This window comes from Scytonema sp. UIC 10036 (genome assembly GCF_009725235.1).
In genome coordinates this window covers 1-19572 of record NZ_WJFC01000168.1, presented here as the reverse complement: position 1 = coordinate 19572, position 19572 = coordinate 1, and the positions used below count along the sequence as shown (strand labels likewise).

The window sequence follows — 19572 nt, the reverse complement described above, 5'->3', positions numbered from 1 at the left end:
GGTTGAGACGCGTGCGAAAGCCAACAAAATCTGCACTCATGTTGGGTTTCGTTCCTCAACCCAACCTACAAATATTAAAGGTGGGAATTGCCCACCCTACGTCTTATTTCTGGTTGTCAACTGGAACTAAAATGTAAGTAGTCTGGTTGTTAGAGTTACCGGGGATATTGGGTACGTTGGGTATGTTGGAGAGATTAGCCACCTGAATTCCAGAGGGCAAATTATCCTCAGCGACTTTAGTGGCTACGTCTACGGTACCTTTGATATTGTCGTTAACACCTTCAGCCGCACCCCTGACGATATTCACAGTGTTATTAACTGTGTCGCTAACATTCATTGCTGTAGCTTTAACAGCAGACAAAGTACTGTTGACAGTATCGTTAATACCCAAAGCAGTATCCTTAACGCTGTCTCCTACATCACTGACAGTATAGTTAACACCATCAGCTATTGAACTTATTGCGTCACCCACACCTTTGACAGTTTGGTTAACGTTCCCAGCTGTATTCTTGACCGAATTCCCTGCTCTTTTTACGGTTTGGTTAACCCTTTCGGCTGTACCCTTAATAGTTAAAGCTCCAGCTATTGCGCCTAACGCAGCACCAATGAGTGCTCCAATTGCTATTCTAGAAAACCCATTGTTCGAGTTTCTACCTGATTCATTAGAAGCATTAGGTTGATCTCCCGCAAAATCAGTATTGTCTTCAGCGTTAGGATGCTCCCAAACCTGCTGATTTCCATTCATAAGAATCGTTTCCTTTATGCCACAATAGATTAAATTAGTGAATAATTACAGTTATCAGTACACCTTTAGTGAGAACTGATAACTGATAACGCAACACATGAATGACATTTGGAATGTCAGGTGTTTACTTGTTGTAATCGTTGTAATCGTTCAGTAAAATAATCTCTCTATCAAGTGGAGCTTTTTCACCTGTATCTATCAACAGCCCAGTCTCGTTAGTGGTAGCTGGATCTGTTGAAGATATAATTGGAGCAGCGTTAATCCCTTGTACTGGGTCTTGCGCTGAAATGTAGATCGTTGGTGTACGATCCATTTCCACTTCATTATTTTTTGATTGCTGGTTATTGCCAATTGTGCGGTCTCGATCTTGAATGCCTTGATTTTGACCTACCGATGCATTCTCTGCTGCACTTTGTACAGATTGGTTAAAATCCTGTGCTGTATTTTGTACCGTATCTGATGCATTTGCTGCGTTTTCCTTAATCCCTTCAGATGCACGGTTTGCTGTGTCTCTTGTCTTGTCCGCCGCACTTTGTGCTGCTTGACTTACATCCTGCGCTGTATTTTGTACTGCGTCTGCTGTTCCTTGTGCTGCTTGACTTACACCTTGCGCTGTATTTTGTACTGCGTCTGCTGTTCCTTGTGCTGCACCTTGTACCGCTTGACTCACACCTTGCGCTGTACTTTGTACTGCGTCTGCTGTTCCTTGTGCTGCACCTTGTACCGCTTGACTCACACCTTGCGCTGTACTTTGTACTGCATCTACAGTACCTTCCACTGTTTGCTTGGCTATTTCAGTGACACCCCGAGCTGTATTCTGTACTGTGTCTACTGTACCTACTAAAGCTTGTGTGGCTCCCTCAGCAACACCCTTTGCAGTATCTACTGCACCACCTACGATAGCTTCAGTAGCTCCCGCAGCGATACTTTTTACGGCTTGCCCCAGACCTTTGCCTGTGTGGCTAAGACCTTCACCTATAGTCTTTGAAGCTTCTCCAATACCTCTTGCCGCAGTATTCAACCCTTGACCGACTCTCTTACCAGCAAAAGCACCAATTAATGACCCCAATGTACCTGCAACAAGTCCTCCGATCAATGCTCGAGTTAACGTAGGATTCAGACCTTTGCTAGTTGCTTGAGCACCGGATACATCGGAACTCATGCGATTAGCATCATTGTTGTTATTGTTTCCAGAGGCACCAGCACCGATGTTAATGTTTGCTGAACCTGTAGGTTGAGTAGAACTTATGCGATTAGCATCATTGTTTTTAGTAACTCCAGCATCTACATTCACGCTTGCTGAACCTGCATGAGGTTGACCCGAACTTATGCCGCTATTAAAGTTTGTAGTTGCTGAACCTGCATGAGGTTGACCCGAACTTATGCCGCTACTAAAGTTTGTAGTTGCTGAATCTGCACCCTGTCTATCGGAAGTTATGCGTTCGCGTAGCGGCTGCTCTGCAGCATCGCTATTTACACCCTGTCTGTCCAAAGCTTGCCTACTTTCTTGCATAGTAATTATTCCCTTAATAAAAAAGGTTCAACCTTCATTTGTTGAAGATATTCACACAAGCCAATGTAACGATTAAAAATCATAACTTAACCGTTCTAAGGGTATATACAATCAATTAATGACTGCTCCAGAAGTTATAATCTTTAGGCGTAGTTAATTAACAAATAATTCTTGTAGGAAATTTTCAACTGACTACGAGGATGCACTTACGGATATGTACAAATATTATCATTGAAAAAAATATCTTATGTATTATGTATCGCTTTATGCTTTGCCAATAACTGACAGTATCTCTCATTTTTCTTTGCTAACATCCATTTTTCTTTAAATATTGCTGCTGATTCAGCTTTGACAGGGTCTACTTCATTTGGCAAAATATCTTTTCTAGCTTTAGCTTCAGCTTCAATAGAAGTTTCTTTTTGAGGATTGGTTTTGTATTTTTTTCCACTCTTATGATTGGCATAGCGGCGCGATCGCGTATAGCCCATCTGTAAGAACTTACGTGCCATATCTGCCCCCACGAAATCATCTTGCTCCAAATACTCAAGAAACATTTGGTAAATTTTTTCGCTTGATTGTCTTGCAATTTCAGGAGTTTTAAACCGCCAATGAGGTAAAATCTCTGACTTATACGGTTCTACTAATAACACTCCCTGTTCGCCCTTACCAACGCGATAGAGTTCGGGATTTTTGCGGAAATCAATACTTTGAAAATCTAAAGAGTAATCAAATGACATGATTGCGAGCGTAGTAGCAATAGCGTAAAGTAAACTAAAATCAAGATACTTAGATCCAAACCAAGTCAAAGTTGCCTACCCATGCTACCCAGTTCCCAATCTCTTAAAAGTGTCCTGAATGTAGGAGATCTGCGGCAAGTCCATCACATAGCCCTCAACGTTCACGATATGCAAGCCTCAAGGCAATTCTACAACGGTATTTTAGGCTTGCATGAGTTGACAGGTGATGAAGTTCCTGCAACCCTAGTAGATTTAGTAGCACAAGGAAAAGTAGCTAATTTTGTCACCCCCGATGGCACTATCCTCGATTTATTTTGGGAACCAGACTTACCACCACCAGATCCAAACCCAGAAAGAACTTTTACCAGAGCATATCACTTAGCATTTGACATCACTCCTGAGTTATTCGATCGCGCCGTTGAAGTTTTGAGAGAAAATCAAATTACCATCGCCCACGGACCAGTCACCCGTCCAACAGGTAGAGGAGTCTACTTTTACGACCCGATGGCTTTATGATAGAGATTCGCTGCGATCCACAGGGGGATAATGGGGACAAGGGGGACAAGGGGGACAAGGGAGACAAGGGGGACAAGGGGGACAGGGAGACCACTAACAACTAACCACTAACCATAACCACTAACCAACTAACAACTAACAACTAACCACTAACCACTAACCACTAACAACCAACCACTAACCACTAACAACCAACCACTAATGATCGATTCCAAGACATACCAAGTTATTGAAGAAGCAATCAAGAAACCTCCTATTACACACGATCCGCAAAGGCAATCATTAAAAGCTTGGGCAATGTATTGTTTGCGCGATCGCGGTTTTAAGGTAGTATATGCTCAAAATGGTGACTTTGCTGTAGAAACTAGAGGCGGAGAAAAGATATATTTCAAAGTCACGGAAAATACAACAGATTTAGATAGCCAATTTGCTTGGATCGTTTGGGATAGTACAACCAAAAGTGCCAGCCTAATTCCATCACAAAATTAATCGCACTCTTGATTTGGTTGGCTGTGCGTTCAAAAGATTCTGCGGTATGTATTATTTACATATTTACTTATTATGTCTTGGAAGTATGAACTGTCTTTTAATAGGCAAGAGCCGGGAATTGAGAGCCACGAGTCGGGAATTTTGCGCTCGATTACAAGAACTGAGCTTTGAGAGCCAGGAACTGATAAGCAAGAGTCGGGAACTGGCAGCCATCAGTCGGGAGATAGCTGCCATAAATCACCAAATTCGCGTCGAATTACAAAAACAAAAAGATACCAGTGAGAAACTCTGTATCGAAGTAAAAGAACTGATAGCCACGAGTCGGGAACTGGTAGCCGAACGTCAGAAACTTAGCGTCCTATTACGAGAACGTATTGCACAAAACATCGAATTGCAACAACGTATTACAAAAGCATTCAGTTAATAATAAGTAATAAATTATACTCTTGGTCAGGTTTTTCGCAGCGCCATAACTAAGATGATTTACTCCGATAACCGCTCCTCATGCCTGATTCTAGCCCTATCCTAAGGAAGTGTTGTACATCAAGCCAGTCTGTTATCTTGGAATGTTAGGGGTAACCTAAAAGCGAAAATGGTTAGGAGCAGCGAGTGTTAAAGCCAGATATTGTTGTTGTCGGAGCATCAGCCGGAGGACTTAAAACTTTTGAAACACTCGTTTCTCAACTGCCCTCTGACTTTCCTGCGGCTGTCTTTATCGTCTGGCACATTTCCCCAGATTACCCAAGTATGTTACCCCAAATTTTGGCGCGGGTCACTTCACTGCCAGTGGCACACGCTGTTGACAACGAGCCAATCAAAACTGGTCGGATTTATGTGGCTCCTCCTGATCGCCATTTGTTGGTTGAGTCAGGGTTTGTCCGGCTCTCTCTCGGTCCCAAAGAAAACCGCTTTCGTCCGGCGGTCGATGTCTTGTTTCGCTCTGCGGCTCGGTCCTATGGAGAGCGAGTCATTGGGGTGGTGTTGAGCGGCAGTCTTGACGATGGAGCTGCTGGGTTATACGCCATCAAAGAGCGAGGTGGTATCGCTGTAGTTCAAGATCCCTCTGATGCGCTTCACTCTTCGATGCCGAGGGCGGCGATGAAAGCAGTGACAGTCGATTACTGTGTGCCTATCGTCGAAATGGGGGCTTTATTAGCGCGTCTAGTTAACAAAGCAATTCCCGAACAGGAGGACAATTTGGTGTCTGAGAAAATGGATATTGAAGTTGGTGTTGCGCGGCAAGATAACGCTCTGGAATTAGGAATTATGAAACTAGGCGATCTTTCTCCCTTTACCTGTCCTGAGTGTCATGGCGTACTGTTGCAGTTGAAAGAAGGTAACCTGCTTCGCTTTCGCTGCCATACAGGGCACGCCTATTCGCTGAATACCCTTTTAGCCGAGGTAACGGAATCGATTGAAGAGTCTCTCTGGGATGGCATCCGCACCATCGAAGCGAGTGAGATGTTGATGACTCATACCGCGAAGCATCTGCGCGACATGAACGAGCATGAGGCGGCAGATCTGCTGTTACAAAAAGCCGAGGATGCAAAGCGACGAGCAAATTTGGTTCGGCAAGCAGTGATGAGCAACGAAATATTGAGCCAGGAAAATCTGGATAAAGAAATAAAGCTCAATCAGGAAAATCTGGAGCGAGAAATAAAGCTCAATGAAGAAATATAAGGTTTTTAAAGTCCCTTTCTCAGGTCAATATTTCTTGCCCCTAACTTTTTGCCGAAAGCGACTGCTTGCCGCAGTGAAGCTCTCAATGCCTGACTGTTTGCAAGCAATTCTTTAACCAAACGCTCTTGTTCAGCTAAATTTGTGAATTTTAGTTGATTTAGAGGTTGTTCTTCTATTGCTTGCTGAAGATCCCCACTCGGCAGTATGGGAATTTGGTGAGGAGGTTTATATGCGGCTGATGAACTTTCTGATGCAACCCTCAATGAGTCCGTTGTGGGGGTAAGTTGTGCAAGCTGCTGTTGCAACTTCTGAATTTGGCGATCGATGTGCTTTAACTGCCTCCCCCGCTCGATCGCGGCTCTGTAATCCTCCACTTCATTCGGTTTCAAGTGTTTTAGTGTCTTACCATCAAACATAGGTTGACGGCTTCTTACCTGCCAGTATTTACAGTTGGTTCGGGCAGTGCCTCCCGGCTTCACTTGCACCAACCAGCAATGTTGCAGAACCCAACCCGCCGCAGCGACTTGTGCTCGCTCGGCGTTGAGCGTTTCCAGGGTAGATTGAAGTTTTTTTAGTCAGGCTCTAACCGTGTTAAAAAATATTGAGTGGACAACGGAAAAAGGCACAAAGCATTTCGACATTAATATTTCGCAGGTATTTAGCACTAGAAATCATTTGCTGGGAGTTACTTTGACATTTATTGAAACAAATGATTACGAGCAACTCACTCAAGAACTGGAGTCTACTCGCTTAGAGTTAGCCAGAGTCTCTAAAATCCTTGCAGAAACAACATCTGAACTCATTATGGCTTACAATGAGTTAGAAAGTACTCGAAAAGAACTGGAGCTTTTACATCAACAGACGTAACAGCACCGAACAAAAAGTTATGGTTAACTCCGTTTAACTACGCTTTTTGATTACACGGATTTTATCGGAATTGAAAACGATCTCTTACAAGCTGGGAACTCTACGTTCGATTAAAATTTCGCCGATGTCTATTATAACAGGTTGGTTCTGTCAAAATAGTATAAATAGGCGATCGATACTGCTTGGCAGAACAGCGATTAGACATGGCACCTAGACGCGTTTCCAAAAAATCTCAACCCAATTCCTCTGATGGCAAAGTTCCTACTGACAATCAGCAAGACAATTTCAATGAATTATTTCCAGTGGTTGGGATTGGAGCCTCTGCGGGAGGATTAGAAGCATTTACCCAATTGCTGAATTATTTGCCAACTAATACGGGCATGGCGTTTGTCATTATTCAGCACATGGCTCCAGCGCAGGAAAGCATGCTAAGCCTGATTCTTTCCAGGGCAACCCAAATGCCCGTGCATGAGGCGCAAGATGGCATGGCGATCGCACCGAATCAAGTGTACGTCATTCCACCCAATGCCAGTATGACCATTGCTCAAGGGGTACTAAAGCTCACGCCTCGCTCAAGTACCAGTCGGGCGTTTATGTCAGTAGATACGTTTCTGCTTTCCCTTGCCGAGGAGCGGGGCAACAAAGGGATCGCCGTCATTTTATCAGGTGCTGATTCTGACGGAGCGCGGGGTCTAGAGGCAATCAAGGCGGCGGGGGGTGTAACGTTTGCTCAATGCCAGGAGTCAGCACAAGTCGATAGTATGCCCAACACAGCGATCGCCACAGGTCAGGTAGACTTTATCTTACCGCCCGACCAAATTGCCCAGAAGCTATCTGAAATTAGCTCTCATCCCTACATTGCAAGCCTTCCCACAATTGAGTCGGAGAAAATCTCATCCCCAGCTACCAGTCAGGAGGCACTTGCCGTTATCTTCAATTTGCTGCGGAAGGCAACAGGTCTGGATTTCACTCATTATAAACAAACTACCTTAAATCGCCGGATTCAACGGCGAATGCTGTTATACAAGCTCGAACGCCTGGAAGATTATGCTCGCTATCTCCAGAACAACCTAGCAGAAGTCATGGCACTGTATCAAGATTGCTTGATTCATGTCACCAGTTTTTTTCGCGACCCAGAAAGCTTCAATGCCTTAAAAAGTCTGGTCTTTCCCGTTATCATTAAGGATAAATCACCAGGCACACCCATTCGTATCTGGGTAGCAGGTTGTTCAACCGGGGAAGAAGCTTACTCGATAGCCATCTGCTTGCTAGAGTTTCTCGCCGAACAAGTTCCCCGCATACCGATTCAAATTTACGCAACTGACATTAGCGAGACAGCAATTGAATATGCCCGCAACGGGGTTTACACGCTCAGTCAGGTTGCGAATGTTACCCCAGAACGGCTCTATCGATTCTTTGTTCAAGTTGAGGGAGGCTACCAAATCAGTAAGTCAGTACGGGAAGTTTGCGTCTTTGCCAGACAAAATCTGATTGGCGATCCGCCATTTTCGCGGCTGGACTTAATTAGCTGTCGCAATGTGCTGATCTATTTAGGAAACGCTTTACAGAAAAAACTCCTGCCAATTTTTCACTATGGTCTAAAGCCCACAGGCTTTCTCATGTTAGGGACTTCAGAAACAGTAGGTGACTTTGTAGACCTGTTTACTTTGTGTGACAAAAAAAACAAAATTTATGCTAAAAAGTTGACAGCATCTCGACCCAACATTGAGTTGACTACCAGCTCTTATTCTCCAACCATTATCAACCCTCAACCTTTTGTGACAGAACAGCTTCCCAACGAACTGGAAATCCAGAGAGAAGCAGACCGGATTGTTTTGAATCAATACGCTCCCGCAGGTGTCGTGGTCGATGTCAACTTGGAGATTCTGCAATTTCGGGGACAGACTAGCCCTTATCTAGAACCATCTCCCGGTCGAGCAAGCTTGAACCTGCTGAGAATGGCAAAAGAAGAATTGCGGCGAGAGCTACAAACTGCTATCTACCAGGCAAAACAGCAAAAGCTGCCGGTCAAACGGGAAGGCTTACAGGTGAGAGAAGGTGGTAACGAAGCGCTTTTGCGAGGCACACCTCGCATCCGGCAAATTACCATCAATGTCATTCCATTCCAAATTGGGGCATCTCAAGAGTGTTTCTTAGTTCTGTTTGAAGATACTCCGCTCGTTTCGGAGTTACCATATGCAACTGATGATGGCAGTACCTCCTCTAAGCGCAGGAGTAGAGAAGCGGCTGAGATTGCTCGACTCAAGCACGAACTGGCAACGAGCCGAGAGCATCTGCAATCGATCATCGAAGAGCAGCAAGCCACGAACCAGGACTTAAGAGCCGCCAACGAAGAAATTTTGTCGAGCAATGAAGAGTTGCAAAGTACCAATGAGGAGTTGGAAACCGCAAAAGAAGAAATTCAAGCGGCGAATGAAGAACTGAACACGGTGAATGATGAACTGCGCCGTCGCACCCAGGAAGCAACGCAAGTGAGCAACGATTTGCAGAATTTGCTTAACAGTATCCATATCCCGATTCTGATGTTGGGAGCCGATCTCCAGATTCGGCAGTTTACCCCAGCGATGGAAGGGATCTTCAACTTGATTTCAACGGATATTGGGCGACCCCTGAGCGACATTACCCACAAGCTAAATGTGCCTAACTTAGAGCAACAGATTTTAGAAGTGATTCGGACGCTCAACTTAAAGGCTCAGGAGATTCAAGACAGGGACGGACATTGGTATCACCTGCGAATTCGTCCCTATCGCACAATTGATAATAAGATCGATGGGGCAGTGCTGGTGTTAATTGATATTGACGACCTCAAACGCAGTAATGCCCAATTGATGGAAGCAAGAGATTATGCTGATGCGATTGTAGAAACTGTCTGGGAACCGCTGATCGTGCTGAATGCGGAGTTGCGGAGCATCACAGCAAATCGTTCATTCTACGACACGTTTCAGGTTTCGCCCGTGCAAACAGAGCAGCAGTTGATTTTTGAATTGGGCAACGGACAGTGGGACATTCCCCAATTGCGATCGCAACTCGAAGAGATTCTTGCCAGTAATGCCCAGTTTCAAGATTTTGAGGTCGAGCATGAATTTGAGCGGATCGGACGTAAAATCATGCGGCTCAAAGCTCGCAAAATGCCCAAGATTGACAACACCCAGATGATTTTACTGGCGATCGAGGACATCACCGAGCAAAGACGATTAGAAACAGCATCTGAATAAAAACTTCACATCACCTCGTTCCCAGGCGGAGCCTGGGAATGCCTTACTTGAGGCTCTGCCTCTTCTACCATGAAAACTGCTGTTTTCATATCTTTTCTAGAGATGTTTGTACATCCTAGCCTTAAAAACGGGTCAACTCCGAATACTGCTCGGTTAATAATTTTTGTAGGTTGGGCTTTCCTCTTGGGGAAACCCAACAAATGCTTGTAAATGTTGGGTTTCGTTCCTCAACCCAACCTACGTAATTTCATTGTTTGACTTCTCAAACACCATAAAATGTTGCTGAGGTAAAAAGTTTTTTGTTTCCCGCCAAACTAACCCGACAGATTGCATTTCCTTTTTCACTTGCCTCTGAGTCATTTTATGCAAAGCTTTAATTGCAATAAAAGGATTTTCGCCCCGATACTCAATGAGTACAACACGACCACCAGGTTTAAGCCCCTTAACAATTCCTTGCATCATCTCTTGCGGATACTCAAACTCGTGATAAGCATCCACCATCAAAGCCAAATCAACACTCTCTGGTGGTAATTTGGGATCGCTAAGAGTTGCCAAAATAGGCTCAACGTTGACAATCTTTTTCTCTTGCTTAAAAAACTCGATAATTTCCAGCATTTCTGGCTGAATATCCACAGCCAAAACCTTTCCTGTGGACAGTAAAGGCGCAATCCGAAAACTCATGTAACCCGTACCAGCCCCTATATCTGCCACAATATCATTAGACTTGAGATTAAGACCGTTCGCTACTTTGCTAGGCTGTTCCTCAGCCTCTCGACTTGGTCTTTCCAACCAACCCGCCCCCGTGTGTCCCATGACTTTAGCTATCTCGCGACCCATATAAAATTTACCGATTCCATCTGGGCTATGAAGACGCCGTTGTTCGTAAACAACTGAGGAAGATGCAGAATCTGCGTTCGCGTAGCGGCTGCTTTGCAGCATCGCTATTTTATTAAAGCTAAGTACCCAACAGCACAATATTCCCAGAATAACTACAGTAAAAGGTAAAAAAACGTATTTTGCTTTAGTCATTTGTCATTGGTCATTTGTCATTGGTCATTTGTCAGGTGATTACTGATGACTATCGGCTCCAACTCGCGATTATACCACTCTCCTTGAAAGCGTTCTGTAATAAATGGTCTAACAATAAATTTGGCAGGGGAACCATCGCGAACATCGATTCGCACAAAGGAGTAAGGAAGCCGTTTTTGAGCATCGTATCCGTTGCGACCAACAAAAAGAAACGAGTCAGCAATTTTACGCGTATCACTACCTGTTGCATCTTCAAAAGTTTCCATTAATTCCGATCCCTCCTCTCGTTGGCGACGGGGACGGCGACCGCTACCACCAGAAATTATACAGTGGATATGGGAATCACCATGTCCGGTGTGAGTTGTGCGGAGATACTCCAAACAATGGGCATGACCGTTTAATATCAAATCCACTATCGGACGTCCTTGAGTGAGAGAACCAAGAGTTTCAGCGACAGCATCAAACACCCCACGCAAGCGATGGCGAACTGCTAAAGTTTGGGATTGGTGCCATTTGCTTGCTTCAGTCACGTAGGGCGGATGGTGAAAGTAAACAACTCGTCCGCGTACTTCTTGATTATTCCAAGATTCTATTAACCTTTGCTTCAGCCAGTTGAGTTGTTCAAAGTCTACTGGTGGTGCTTGATGGGATTCAAGCTGTTTCTCTATGTCAATTTTGACTTCATCAATTTGGTATAACTTACTTTTGAGAGCATCAAGTTGTTCGGCTTCTTGGGGAATATCCGGATTGAGGCGAGAACAGGCTTCTAAAATTTGCGTTTCTTCTTTTTCTATTTCGTGACGGCGCTTTTCTAATTTACGACGTTCTGTATCTCCCTCTTTTGTTGTAGGAAGTGGGGAGGGTGCATTGAAGGTGTTGGAGTCGAGGGCAAAAAAGTCAATTCCACCATAACGAAAAGTGTAATAGCGGTTGGGTAGGCGGGTAAACTTTCCGGGTTCGTACCGCAAACAGCGTCCGGTGTTGGTTTTAGCTGTATAATGGCTGTCTAAATGATATTCTAACTTTTCGCCAGGAGAAAAGTGTTTGAGGTAGTCAAGAAACGCTCTCGCATATGCGTTACCTTGATAAGAACCATGCCAGCCGATTTCTATATCTTTGTAACGCAATAGGCGTCGCAGTGGTAGTGTGGTTCCTGCGATTAAACCATACATCAACGGCACATCATAGTAATCGTGATTCCCCAGTACTGGCAAAATGGGTGTACTAAACGTCATGCGATCGTAGCAAATGTCTTGATAATTTTCTCCGCCGACTAGGAACTCGCGATAAGGTTCAATAAAATTTTGCGGGTAGTACTCATGGGAACCCACTACATAAATCACATCTCCCGTATGGAGAATAAAACGGCATTCATCGCGTTGAGTCAGCATTAACTCTGCAACTAAGCGTTGTGGATGTTGTCCATAAGATGGCTTAGACCCGGTATCACCTATAACCATAAAAGAAAATTCTGGATTATCCGAGTTCCCGTCATCCAAGACCAAGCTAGTTTGATCGATTCCTCGTTGAACAAGGCTCGGATGCCGCCACCGCACCCGTTCTTTCATTTTTTGAATTTTTACGGGGATTGGTGGATCGAAGATATAATCCATTGGGAATTGCTCTAGGATACAAAATTTCCGAATTTTTACTGTTTTTTGACAATAATGTATGCTAATTGTACTTTAGAGGATTAGATATTTCCAAAAAATAAATTCTTCATCTTGTGGGATGGGCGTCCTCGCCCGTCCTATGTCGTGTGGAATGGCTCGCCCGTCTCTAGTTTCCCCTGCTTCTGCTTTTCAAGTTCGGCAGCAGCTGTATCCAGCTCCATCTCCAGTTGTTTCACCGTAGGCAGGATACTTTTAAGCTGTTCGGGAACGTCTTGTCTTATCTTGTGTGTAGAAACGCCGATAGGCTGTGTCATTCCTTGGAGTGCAAGTTCGGCAATCGTCTTGTTTTTAGACTTGCACAGAATGATGCCGATGGTGGGTTGATCGTCAGGATGCCGCAAGATAGCATTCACCGCTGATACATAAAAGTTCATTTTCCCAGAAAATTCTGGCTGAAACTCCACCATTTTAAGGTCAATGATGACAAAGCAGCGCAGCGTGAGGTGATAAAACAGGAGGTCAAGCCGATATTCCTGCCCACTGACCTCAAGTGGATACTGGCTTCCCACAAACGAGAATCCTGCTCCCAGTTCCAGGAGAAAGTCACGAATGCGTTCCACGAGCGCCCGCTCTAAATCCCTTTCCTGCGCCTCTTTACCCAACGTCAGGAAGTCAAAATTGTACGGGTCTTTGATAAGCTGCTGCGCCAGATCGGATTGGGGTTTAGGCAAGGTCTGGCTAAAATTGGTGACTGCACTGCCCTGGCGTTCATAAAGACGGCTTTCAATCTGCATCTCCAGGATGGCGCGGCTCCAGCCGTTTTGGATGGTCTGCTGGATGTACCAAACCCGCTGCTCTGGCACTTTTACGCGATCCAGCAAAACGCAGTTATGCCGCCAGGGAATTTGTCCACCAAGCTGGTGGACGAATGACTCATTCGGGTAAGCTTCCGCGAAAGCCCTCATATAGAGCAGGTTTGTGCGGGAAAAACCCTTTATCTCCGGAAACTCCCGTTTTAAATCCTTGGCTAGGTGCTCAATGACTTTAGTTCCCCACCCTTCCTCCTGCTGGCGTTGTAAAATCTCCCTGCCAATCTGCCAATAAAGCAGCACCAATTCCTGGTTAACAGCCAGTGCCGCCCGTACCTGCGCGGTGCGAATGCGCTGTTTAAGGGTGCCTAAGAAGGCATCATAGTTGCCTGGTTCAGGAAAAAGGGAATCGGTCACTGGTAGAAGAACGTATGGGGCGGTTAGTGTATTGTACATCAACGGTAATAATCGCTTATGTGTGAATAAGCAACCCTTTATACTTTTTCACGCTTTCTAACCTGTTTTTATAAGAAAAACAGTATAGTTTTATTCTTTTTTTAGAGATTACACTCAGTAATTACCGTTTGTAACAGTTGGGGTGCGGAATGGGCGTTCAAACCATTTTTGAAGTGGCGGAAACTAACGTGCGATATTTTTCTTCCGACTCCTGCAACGCTGCTTCCGCACGGGCGCGTTCGATGAAGTCCGCCGCCATCCATACCAGTAGGTCAAGCCGCTGAAATTGTTCCTCCGACGGGCGATGCAACTGGGCAGAGTGGGTTGTGAGCATCCCGACTATCCGCCCCTGGCGGGAGATCAACGGCGTGGACTGGAGCGAGTGAATACCGTCCTTTGTGGCTCTTGCTGTTGGTCACTGGTCACTGGTCATTGGTCATTGGTCACTGGTCACTGATTCTTGGTATTTCTACTCGGAAAGTTGAGCCTTCTCCTAGTTTGCTTTCAACTGTGATGGTTCCTTTCATTAATCGCACTAACTTCTCTACGATCGCCAGTCCCAATCCGACGCCGCCTTGCTTGCGAGTTGTAGACTTATCGACTTGCCAAAATTCTGCGAAAATGTGTGCTGTGTCTGATTCGGGAATGCCAATGCCTGTATCTTTCACCATTAACACCAAGCGATCCCCGTTGATTTGTTGTAACTCTACAACTACGCCGCCACTCTCTGTAAACTTAATGGCATTACTTATCAAGTTAGTAACCACCTGTTCCAAGCGATCGCGATCGCTCATAATTTTGGGATTTTTAATATCGGAGTGCAAAACCAAAGTCAAGTTTTTCCGTTCGGCTAGAGGGCTCAAGTCTTCTGTAATTCTTGTGACTAACTCTACCAAATTAAACTCTCGTAGCTGTAACTCTAACTTATTTGTTTCGAGTTTACAAAAATCAAGGATGTCTTCAATTAATTTTAAAAGCTGTTTGCCACTTTGAATAATCCTTTCTACCATCTCTCTTAATTCTGGTGCTAATAGATGGTAGTAGCGGCGCAGCAACAGTTGGGAAAATCCCAAAATGCTATTCATCGGTGTACGCAGTTCGTGAGATATAACTGCTAAAAGCTGCGATTTAAACCGTGAAGCTTCCTGTAATTTTAAATTTTGAATTTGAATTGCATTTAGTTTTTCTTCTGCTTGTTTGCGAGATGTTATATCTCTCATAAGCCACCGCCAACCAGATGATTGACCTTCCTTGTCTCGTATAGTTTTTACTGTCAAGCTAGCATCAAATATGCTTCCTTGACGGGGTTGCAAGTGGATTTCCCATTCTTGCATTTCCTCCATATCCGTTAAGCGTTGTAATTGAGAACGAAAAACTTGACGCTCTTCTGGAGGACAAAAATTGACCAGTGGTTTTCCTATCAGAAAGTTTTTTGATATTTTTAGTAAGTTAGCCGCAGCATGATTTGCTTCCAAAATTTTTCCCTGAGAATCTGTTACCAGATAACCGTCAGGAGCAAAATCAAATAATTCTTGATACCGTCTGCGTTCTGTTGCTGCCTCTTGGCAAGCGATCGCCAACTGTTCGTTTTGCTGGCGCAATTCTTCTTCTGCTACGTGCAGTTCTTCCAGAGCAGTACGAAGTTCCTCGAAAGCCTCAGCTAGCAAGTCTTGTTGTTGTTCTGGTGATTCCCTGACACGATGATGTAGAAGCTGGGTATGTCGGCGCACCTCATGTACTTGCCGACCAAAGTTTTCCAGATTCACAAGCTTTCCTCTTATCCTCTCCTCTACCGTAAAGATACTTGTCTCATCAAGATGCTGAATCTATCTACCAGGTTAATAGTGTAATTGTAATTTCTAATAATTCTTGGTTACTCCTCCTGATTATATTATCTTCCTGATGATAAAACAATGATATGACATAACGAGAAAAAGAATTTTTTTTTAATGCTTGACCTTTTTGGACTATTCCTCTTGTTCGCGTTCTTCCATCAATAGTATGACGCCTTGAACGTCGCTGGGTGCGCCTAAAAGGGGAGTGCAAATTATGTAGCACTGGATAGCTCGACCTCGGCGATTTCTTGCGTCTAGTACCACTTCATAGTAATCTGATTCCCCATTTAGGATCGAGCGAATTGGCAGTCTGAGTGGTTCTAGGGGTAAGCCGATATCCAAAGTCATAAAATGTTTGGAAAAAACTTCATCAAACCGCAAACCCCACAAGTCCTCAGCTTTACGGTTCCAAATTAAGATATGTAAATCGGGGCTGAGAACAACAACTCCAGCACGAAGACTGGTGAGAATGGATTCCAAAAAGCCGTTGACTCTATTGAGTTCTTCACTGCGTTGGCGCAGTTCTTCGTTCATTGTCTGCAACTCCTCATTTGTGGATTGCAGTTCTTCATTCATGGTTTCCAGTTCTTCGTTCGTAGACTGGAGTTCTTCGTTGGTAGTTTCTAACTCTTCTACAGTAGACTGGAGTTCTTCGTTGGTGGTTTCTAATTCTTCATTAGTAGATTGCAGTTCTTCATAAGCCGTTTCTAATTCCTGGTTGGCATGTACTAGTTCCTGCTGTAGGTTTTTAAAGCGGGTAACATCAGCAAAAATAATTTTAATACCTAATAGTTCGTCAATGTTATCATCCAACAGAGGCATGATTTGCACGTCTAAATATTTGATGTCTCGGTCGGATGTCGTCCACTCAACGTCCTTTAATACGATCCCGAGACGATTGGTGCGAACTTGGTCGATGCGCGATCGCAACTCCACCGGTCGGTAGGAAAGCTCTAAATCTTGCAAAGGACGACCCAACTCTTTGGGGTTGAGATGAAATGAGTTACGGGCTTCACTATTAGCCAGGATGAGTGTGCCATTGAGATCCACGACGATCTGGGCAATGGGATCGATCTCAAAAGCAGCTTCATAAATGCGTATCCGATCGACCATTTCTGGAACAGCTTGCTGCCTGCTAGGATGAGCGATGTTCAATAGCATATCGCGCAAGTTGCCGTTTTGCACCTTAATAAATACCCGTTGTCGTAATTCTAAGGGACTGAATGAATGGTTTCTGCTAAACAGCATTTCTGCTTTCCCTAGAAAGAGAAACCCGTTATCGTTAAGAGCAAAATGAAAGCGAGCGAGAATTTTAGCTTGGGTTTCAGTATTAAAATACATTAAGGTATTGCGACATACCAGTAAATCAATTCTGGAAATAGGAGCATCTTGAACCAAATCGTGACGCCCAAAAATCACACCGCGACGCAGCTCTTTTTGAACAACATAGCGCCCATTGACTCGCTCAAAGTACTTCTCTTGTAAATTCAGAGGAACACTTTGCAATTCTTTTGAACCGTAGCTTGCCTGACGGGCAATATTGAGAGCCTCCTCATCCACATCCGTAGCAAACACCTTCACTCGCGCTGTGTACTGTTCCATTCCCAGTGCTTCTGCCAGCAAAATAGCTAAGGTATAGGTTTCCTCCCCAGAAGCACAACCAGCGCTCCATATGCGGATTGGCTTACTAATATGTTTGTTAGCCACAATTTGAGGAATAATTTCGTTTGCTATGTAATCCCAAGCTTGTACATCTCGAAAAAAAGCTGTCACGTTAATCAGGATTGTATTAAATAGCTCGACAAACTCATCCGGGTGTACTTCTAAATAATCCAAATACTCACTATAGTTTTCTATATTTAGTGTTTGCATCCGTCGCCGTATTCGACGACTTAGGCTTGTGCGTTTGTAACCACTAAAATCAAACCCTCTATTCCGTTTGATATATTCTAGCAAGTTTTCCAAGTCAGGATTGGGTTCGATATTACTCATGCTATATTTTATACTTTATCAACTTTCAATCGAACGGTACTGAGCCATCATTTTCATAAAAAATAATCGTAGGAAAAAAGACTTAAAATGCAGCAAATTTTCCACTACTCCTCAATTGGTTCATCTAAGATCAAAGATGATAAATCTTTATCTTTTGTCATCCCATCGCTCTTAAGAAGTACCTCTTGAATGACAGCAGCACGCGTTTGAGCATCTTTTGCCTCCTCTTCTAATCGTTTTGCCGAGAGAGATTGGTTGCGATCGCGCATTCGTTGAGACATACGATGTGCTAAAGAGGCTTTCTCTTCTAAAGCTCTCAGAGCAATCCACAATGCATCCTCTAGAGCATCAGATTGTTTTGCTAGCAGGGTGGTTGCAGAAAAAGCATGACCCGTGCGGCACCGGAATCGCAGCAAATCCCCTTCGGATAAGTCCCAAAGGGTACCACCGCAATCAGGACAAGCAAAAGGAGATGGTTTGCCCGGTTTATCCTCATTGTTAAGTTGTGCCATCTTCATCTCTGCCAAATCAGATTCAAAGGCTAGTTCCTCAGAAATGGGATTTTCTGCAGCAACTTCCACTGGCATATTTACCACATCTGCCAACACACTTGGAATATCTGATAGTGGTAATATATAATCAATATCATCCACGTTTTCAATGGCACTGCTTGGCATTCCCCCATACAATGCATCATCAGGGTTTTGGACAACAGCCACACCACCCCGCATTTTTACCGCCCTGAGTCCTGCTGTCCCATCATCAAGACTACCAGTCAACACCACACCAATGACTCGTTGTCCGTAAGCTCTTGCTGCAGTACGAAACAAGGGATCTATTGCAGGACGATGATTATTTTCCCTTGGGCCACGAGCCAGTTGTAAAGTTCCCGGTTTGACCAATAAGTGATAATCTGGGGGAGCAACATAGATTCGTCCTAGCAAAAGGGGTTCACCATCTCGAGCATGAACGGCAGGCAAATTCCCTGCTCTCTCAAGAATTCGGGGTAAAACGCTACTACCGTGGCTGGGTACGTGTAAGACTATTAAGACAGCAGCCTTCAGATCTTGTGGCAAATTTTTTACCAAGAAAGTCAGTGCTTCGACTCCGCCCGCCGATGCTCCGACAACAATAATGTCGTGTCCGGGCATTTTTTTCCTCCTTGTTTTGACAGCAGAACCACGCTACACTGCTTAAGCTTAGGTTAACAGAAGTGGGTTACTTACACATTAAGCTTTTAGGAGATTTCTCATAATATAACAATCCTAATAATTTAAGACCGAACAGCAAATATATAGCAAAACCTGCTCCCGTCTGGTTTTGTCTGCGTAGCCGCGATTTCTAATTGCTAATGCTAAATTAAATTTGACATAACTCCCTTTTTAGTATAAATTGATACCTGCATGCTTTTCCTCTTTCTTCACGCTCTTTGCGTCTTGGCAGTTTATTGAAATAAGTAGTCTTCGAGTGAAAAGTAGGTAAATTGTTACACAATATTTATGTATTTTCTTAAAAATTCAACAAATGAGATACACAATTTCTCGTCATGCACGAACAGAAATAGAACGACGAGGAATCGCATTATCCTTAGTTGGAGATGTTTTAGAGAATCCTCAACAGATTGTGCAAGAAAGAAATGGACGCAAAGTATATCAGTCACAGGTTAAGTTTGATAACGGTAAAATCTTTTTGCTGCGCGTTATTGTAGCAGATGATGTCGATCCAGCAGTTGTTATAACTGTTTATCGAACTAGCAAAATTGAGAAATACTGGAGACAAACATGAAAATCACCTATGACCCTGAAGTAGATATTTTGAGAATAATTTTTAGCAATGCAGCAATTGAAGAAAGCGATGAAGAGAAACCTGGTGTTATTTTTGATTATGACCAATCGGGAAACGTAGTAGGATTAGAAATCATAGATGCTTCTAAACGAATGGATAATCCTCGTAGTGTTGAATATTCAATTATTCAACTACCCCACCGCATGGCGGATGCTGTGATTCGTTGGTCGAAATGAGCAGAAATACTCAGGGATGACCGCCTGGTTCAAA

The 19572-nt window shown here is 44.0% G+C and carries 17 protein-coding genes and 1 pseudogene; 8 read left to right on the top strand and 10 right to left on the bottom strand.

What is annotated here, in order from left to right; genetic code table 11:
• Positions 1 to 103: 103 nt before the first annotated feature.
• The 3 genes from F7734_RS45990 to F7734_RS45980 form a co-directional block, all read right to left on the bottom strand.
• Positions 104 to 745 carry a hypothetical protein gene (locus F7734_RS45990; protein WP_155751028.1) on the bottom strand — a complete coding sequence of 214 codons (642 nt, stop codon included), beginning with the start codon at positions 743 to 745 and terminating at the stop codon, positions 104 to 106.
• A gap of 124 nt (positions 746 to 869) precedes the next feature.
• On the bottom strand, positions 870 to 2258 hold the full coding sequence (locus tag F7734_RS45985; RefSeq protein WP_155751027.1) for a hypothetical protein: 1389 nt from the start codon (positions 2256 to 2258) through the stop codon (positions 870 to 872).
• 245 nt (positions 2259 to 2503) lie between these two features.
• Positions 2504 to 2995 carry a DUF4385 domain-containing protein gene (locus F7734_RS45980; RefSeq protein WP_155751026.1) on the bottom strand — a complete coding sequence of 164 codons (492 nt, stop codon included), beginning with the start codon at positions 2993 to 2995 and terminating at the stop codon, positions 2504 to 2506.
• 81 nt (positions 2996 to 3076) lie between these two features.
• On the opposite strand from F7734_RS45980, the pseudogene F7734_RS45975 reads away from it, so the two are divergent.
• The 4 genes and pseudogenes from F7734_RS45975 (at position 3077) to F7734_RS45960 (ending at position 5680) form a co-directional block, all read left to right on the top strand.
• Positions 3077 to 3615, top strand: a pseudogene (locus tag F7734_RS45975) (VOC family protein).
• Positions 3616 to 3712: 97 nt separating this feature from the next.
• A complete protein-coding gene (locus F7734_RS45970; RefSeq protein WP_155751025.1) occupies positions 3713 to 4000 on the top strand; it encodes a hypothetical protein in 288 nt (95 codons plus the stop codon).
• Positions 4001 to 4085: 85 nt separating this feature from the next.
• Positions 4086 to 4424, top strand: coding sequence for a hypothetical protein (locus F7734_RS45965; protein WP_155751024.1), 339 nt, complete (start codon positions 4086 to 4088; stop codon positions 4422 to 4424).
• Positions 4425 to 4609: 185 nt separating this feature from the next.
• Entirely contained in the window at positions 4610 to 5680 is a 1071-nt protein-coding gene (locus F7734_RS45960; RefSeq protein ID WP_166482562.1) for a chemotaxis protein CheB, read from the top strand.
• A 5-nt stretch (positions 5681 to 5685) separates the two neighbouring features.
• Here the strand turns inward: F7734_RS45960 and F7734_RS45955 are convergent, their stop codons facing one another.
• Positions 5686 to 6168 carry a hypothetical protein gene (locus F7734_RS45955; protein WP_207714366.1) on the bottom strand — a complete coding sequence of 161 codons (483 nt, stop codon included), beginning with the start codon at positions 6166 to 6168 and terminating at the stop codon, positions 5686 to 5688.
• 100 nt (positions 6169 to 6268) lie between these two features.
• On the opposite strand from F7734_RS45955, the gene F7734_RS45950 reads away from it, so the two are divergent.
• Together F7734_RS45950 and F7734_RS45945 are read left to right on the top strand one after the other, a co-directional pair.
• On the top strand, positions 6269 to 6547 hold the full coding sequence (locus F7734_RS45950; protein WP_207714365.1) for a hypothetical protein: 279 nt from the start codon (positions 6269 to 6271) through the stop codon (positions 6545 to 6547).
• 203 nt (positions 6548 to 6750) lie between these two features.
• Entirely contained in the window at positions 6751 to 9783 is a 3033-nt protein-coding gene (locus F7734_RS45945) for a chemotaxis protein CheB (RefSeq protein WP_155751022.1), read from the top strand.
• Positions 9784 to 10020: 237 nt separating this feature from the next.
• Here F7734_RS45945 and F7734_RS45940 read toward each other — a convergent pair whose 3' ends face one another.
• The 6 genes from F7734_RS45940 to F7734_RS45915 all read right to left on the bottom strand — a co-directional run bounded on the left by F7734_RS45940 (position 10021) and on the right by F7734_RS45915 (position 18668).
• Complete coding sequence (locus tag F7734_RS45940) at positions 10021 to 10812, bottom strand: class I SAM-dependent methyltransferase (RefSeq protein WP_155751021.1); 792 nt, start codon at positions 10810 to 10812, stop codon at positions 10021 to 10023.
• A gap of 17 nt (positions 10813 to 10829) precedes the next feature.
• Positions 10830 to 12425 carry a metallophosphoesterase gene (locus F7734_RS45935; RefSeq protein ID WP_155751020.1) on the bottom strand — a complete coding sequence of 532 codons (1596 nt, stop codon included), beginning with the start codon at positions 12423 to 12425 and terminating at the stop codon, positions 10830 to 10832.
• Positions 12426 to 12562: 137 nt separating this feature from the next.
• Positions 12563 to 13651 carry a PDDEXK nuclease domain-containing protein gene (locus tag F7734_RS45930; protein ID WP_347566397.1) on the bottom strand — a complete coding sequence of 363 codons (1089 nt, stop codon included), beginning with the start codon at positions 13649 to 13651 and terminating at the stop codon, positions 12563 to 12565.
• Positions 13652 to 14133: 482 nt separating this feature from the next.
• The gene (locus F7734_RS45925) at positions 14134 to 15456 is read right to left on the bottom strand and encodes an ATP-binding protein (RefSeq protein WP_166482561.1); all 1323 of its coding nucleotides are present in this window, start codon (positions 15454 to 15456) and stop codon (positions 14134 to 14136) included.
• A 201-nt stretch (positions 15457 to 15657) separates the two neighbouring features.
• On the bottom strand, positions 15658 to 17517 hold the full coding sequence (locus F7734_RS45920; RefSeq protein WP_155751018.1) for a CheR family methyltransferase: 1860 nt from the start codon (positions 17515 to 17517) through the stop codon (positions 15658 to 15660).
• Positions 17518 to 17621: 104 nt separating this feature from the next.
• The gene (locus tag F7734_RS45915) at positions 17622 to 18668 is read right to left on the bottom strand and encodes a chemotaxis protein CheB (protein WP_155751017.1); all 1047 of its coding nucleotides are present in this window, start codon (positions 18666 to 18668) and stop codon (positions 17622 to 17624) included.
• Between the two features lie 373 nt (positions 18669 to 19041).
• Between F7734_RS45915 and F7734_RS45910 the strand changes: the two genes are divergently transcribed.
• Both F7734_RS45910 and F7734_RS45905 read left to right on the top strand, forming a co-directional pair.
• Positions 19042 to 19302, top strand: coding sequence for a DUF4258 domain-containing protein (locus F7734_RS45910; RefSeq protein ID WP_155751016.1), 261 nt, complete (start codon positions 19042 to 19044; stop codon positions 19300 to 19302).
• A complete protein-coding gene (locus F7734_RS45905; protein ID WP_155751015.1) occupies positions 19299 to 19538 on the top strand; it encodes a DUF2283 domain-containing protein in 240 nt (79 codons plus the stop codon). The genes F7734_RS45910 and F7734_RS45905 overlap by 4 nt, the downstream gene beginning before the upstream one ends.
• Positions 19539 to 19572 lie beyond the last annotated feature (34 nt).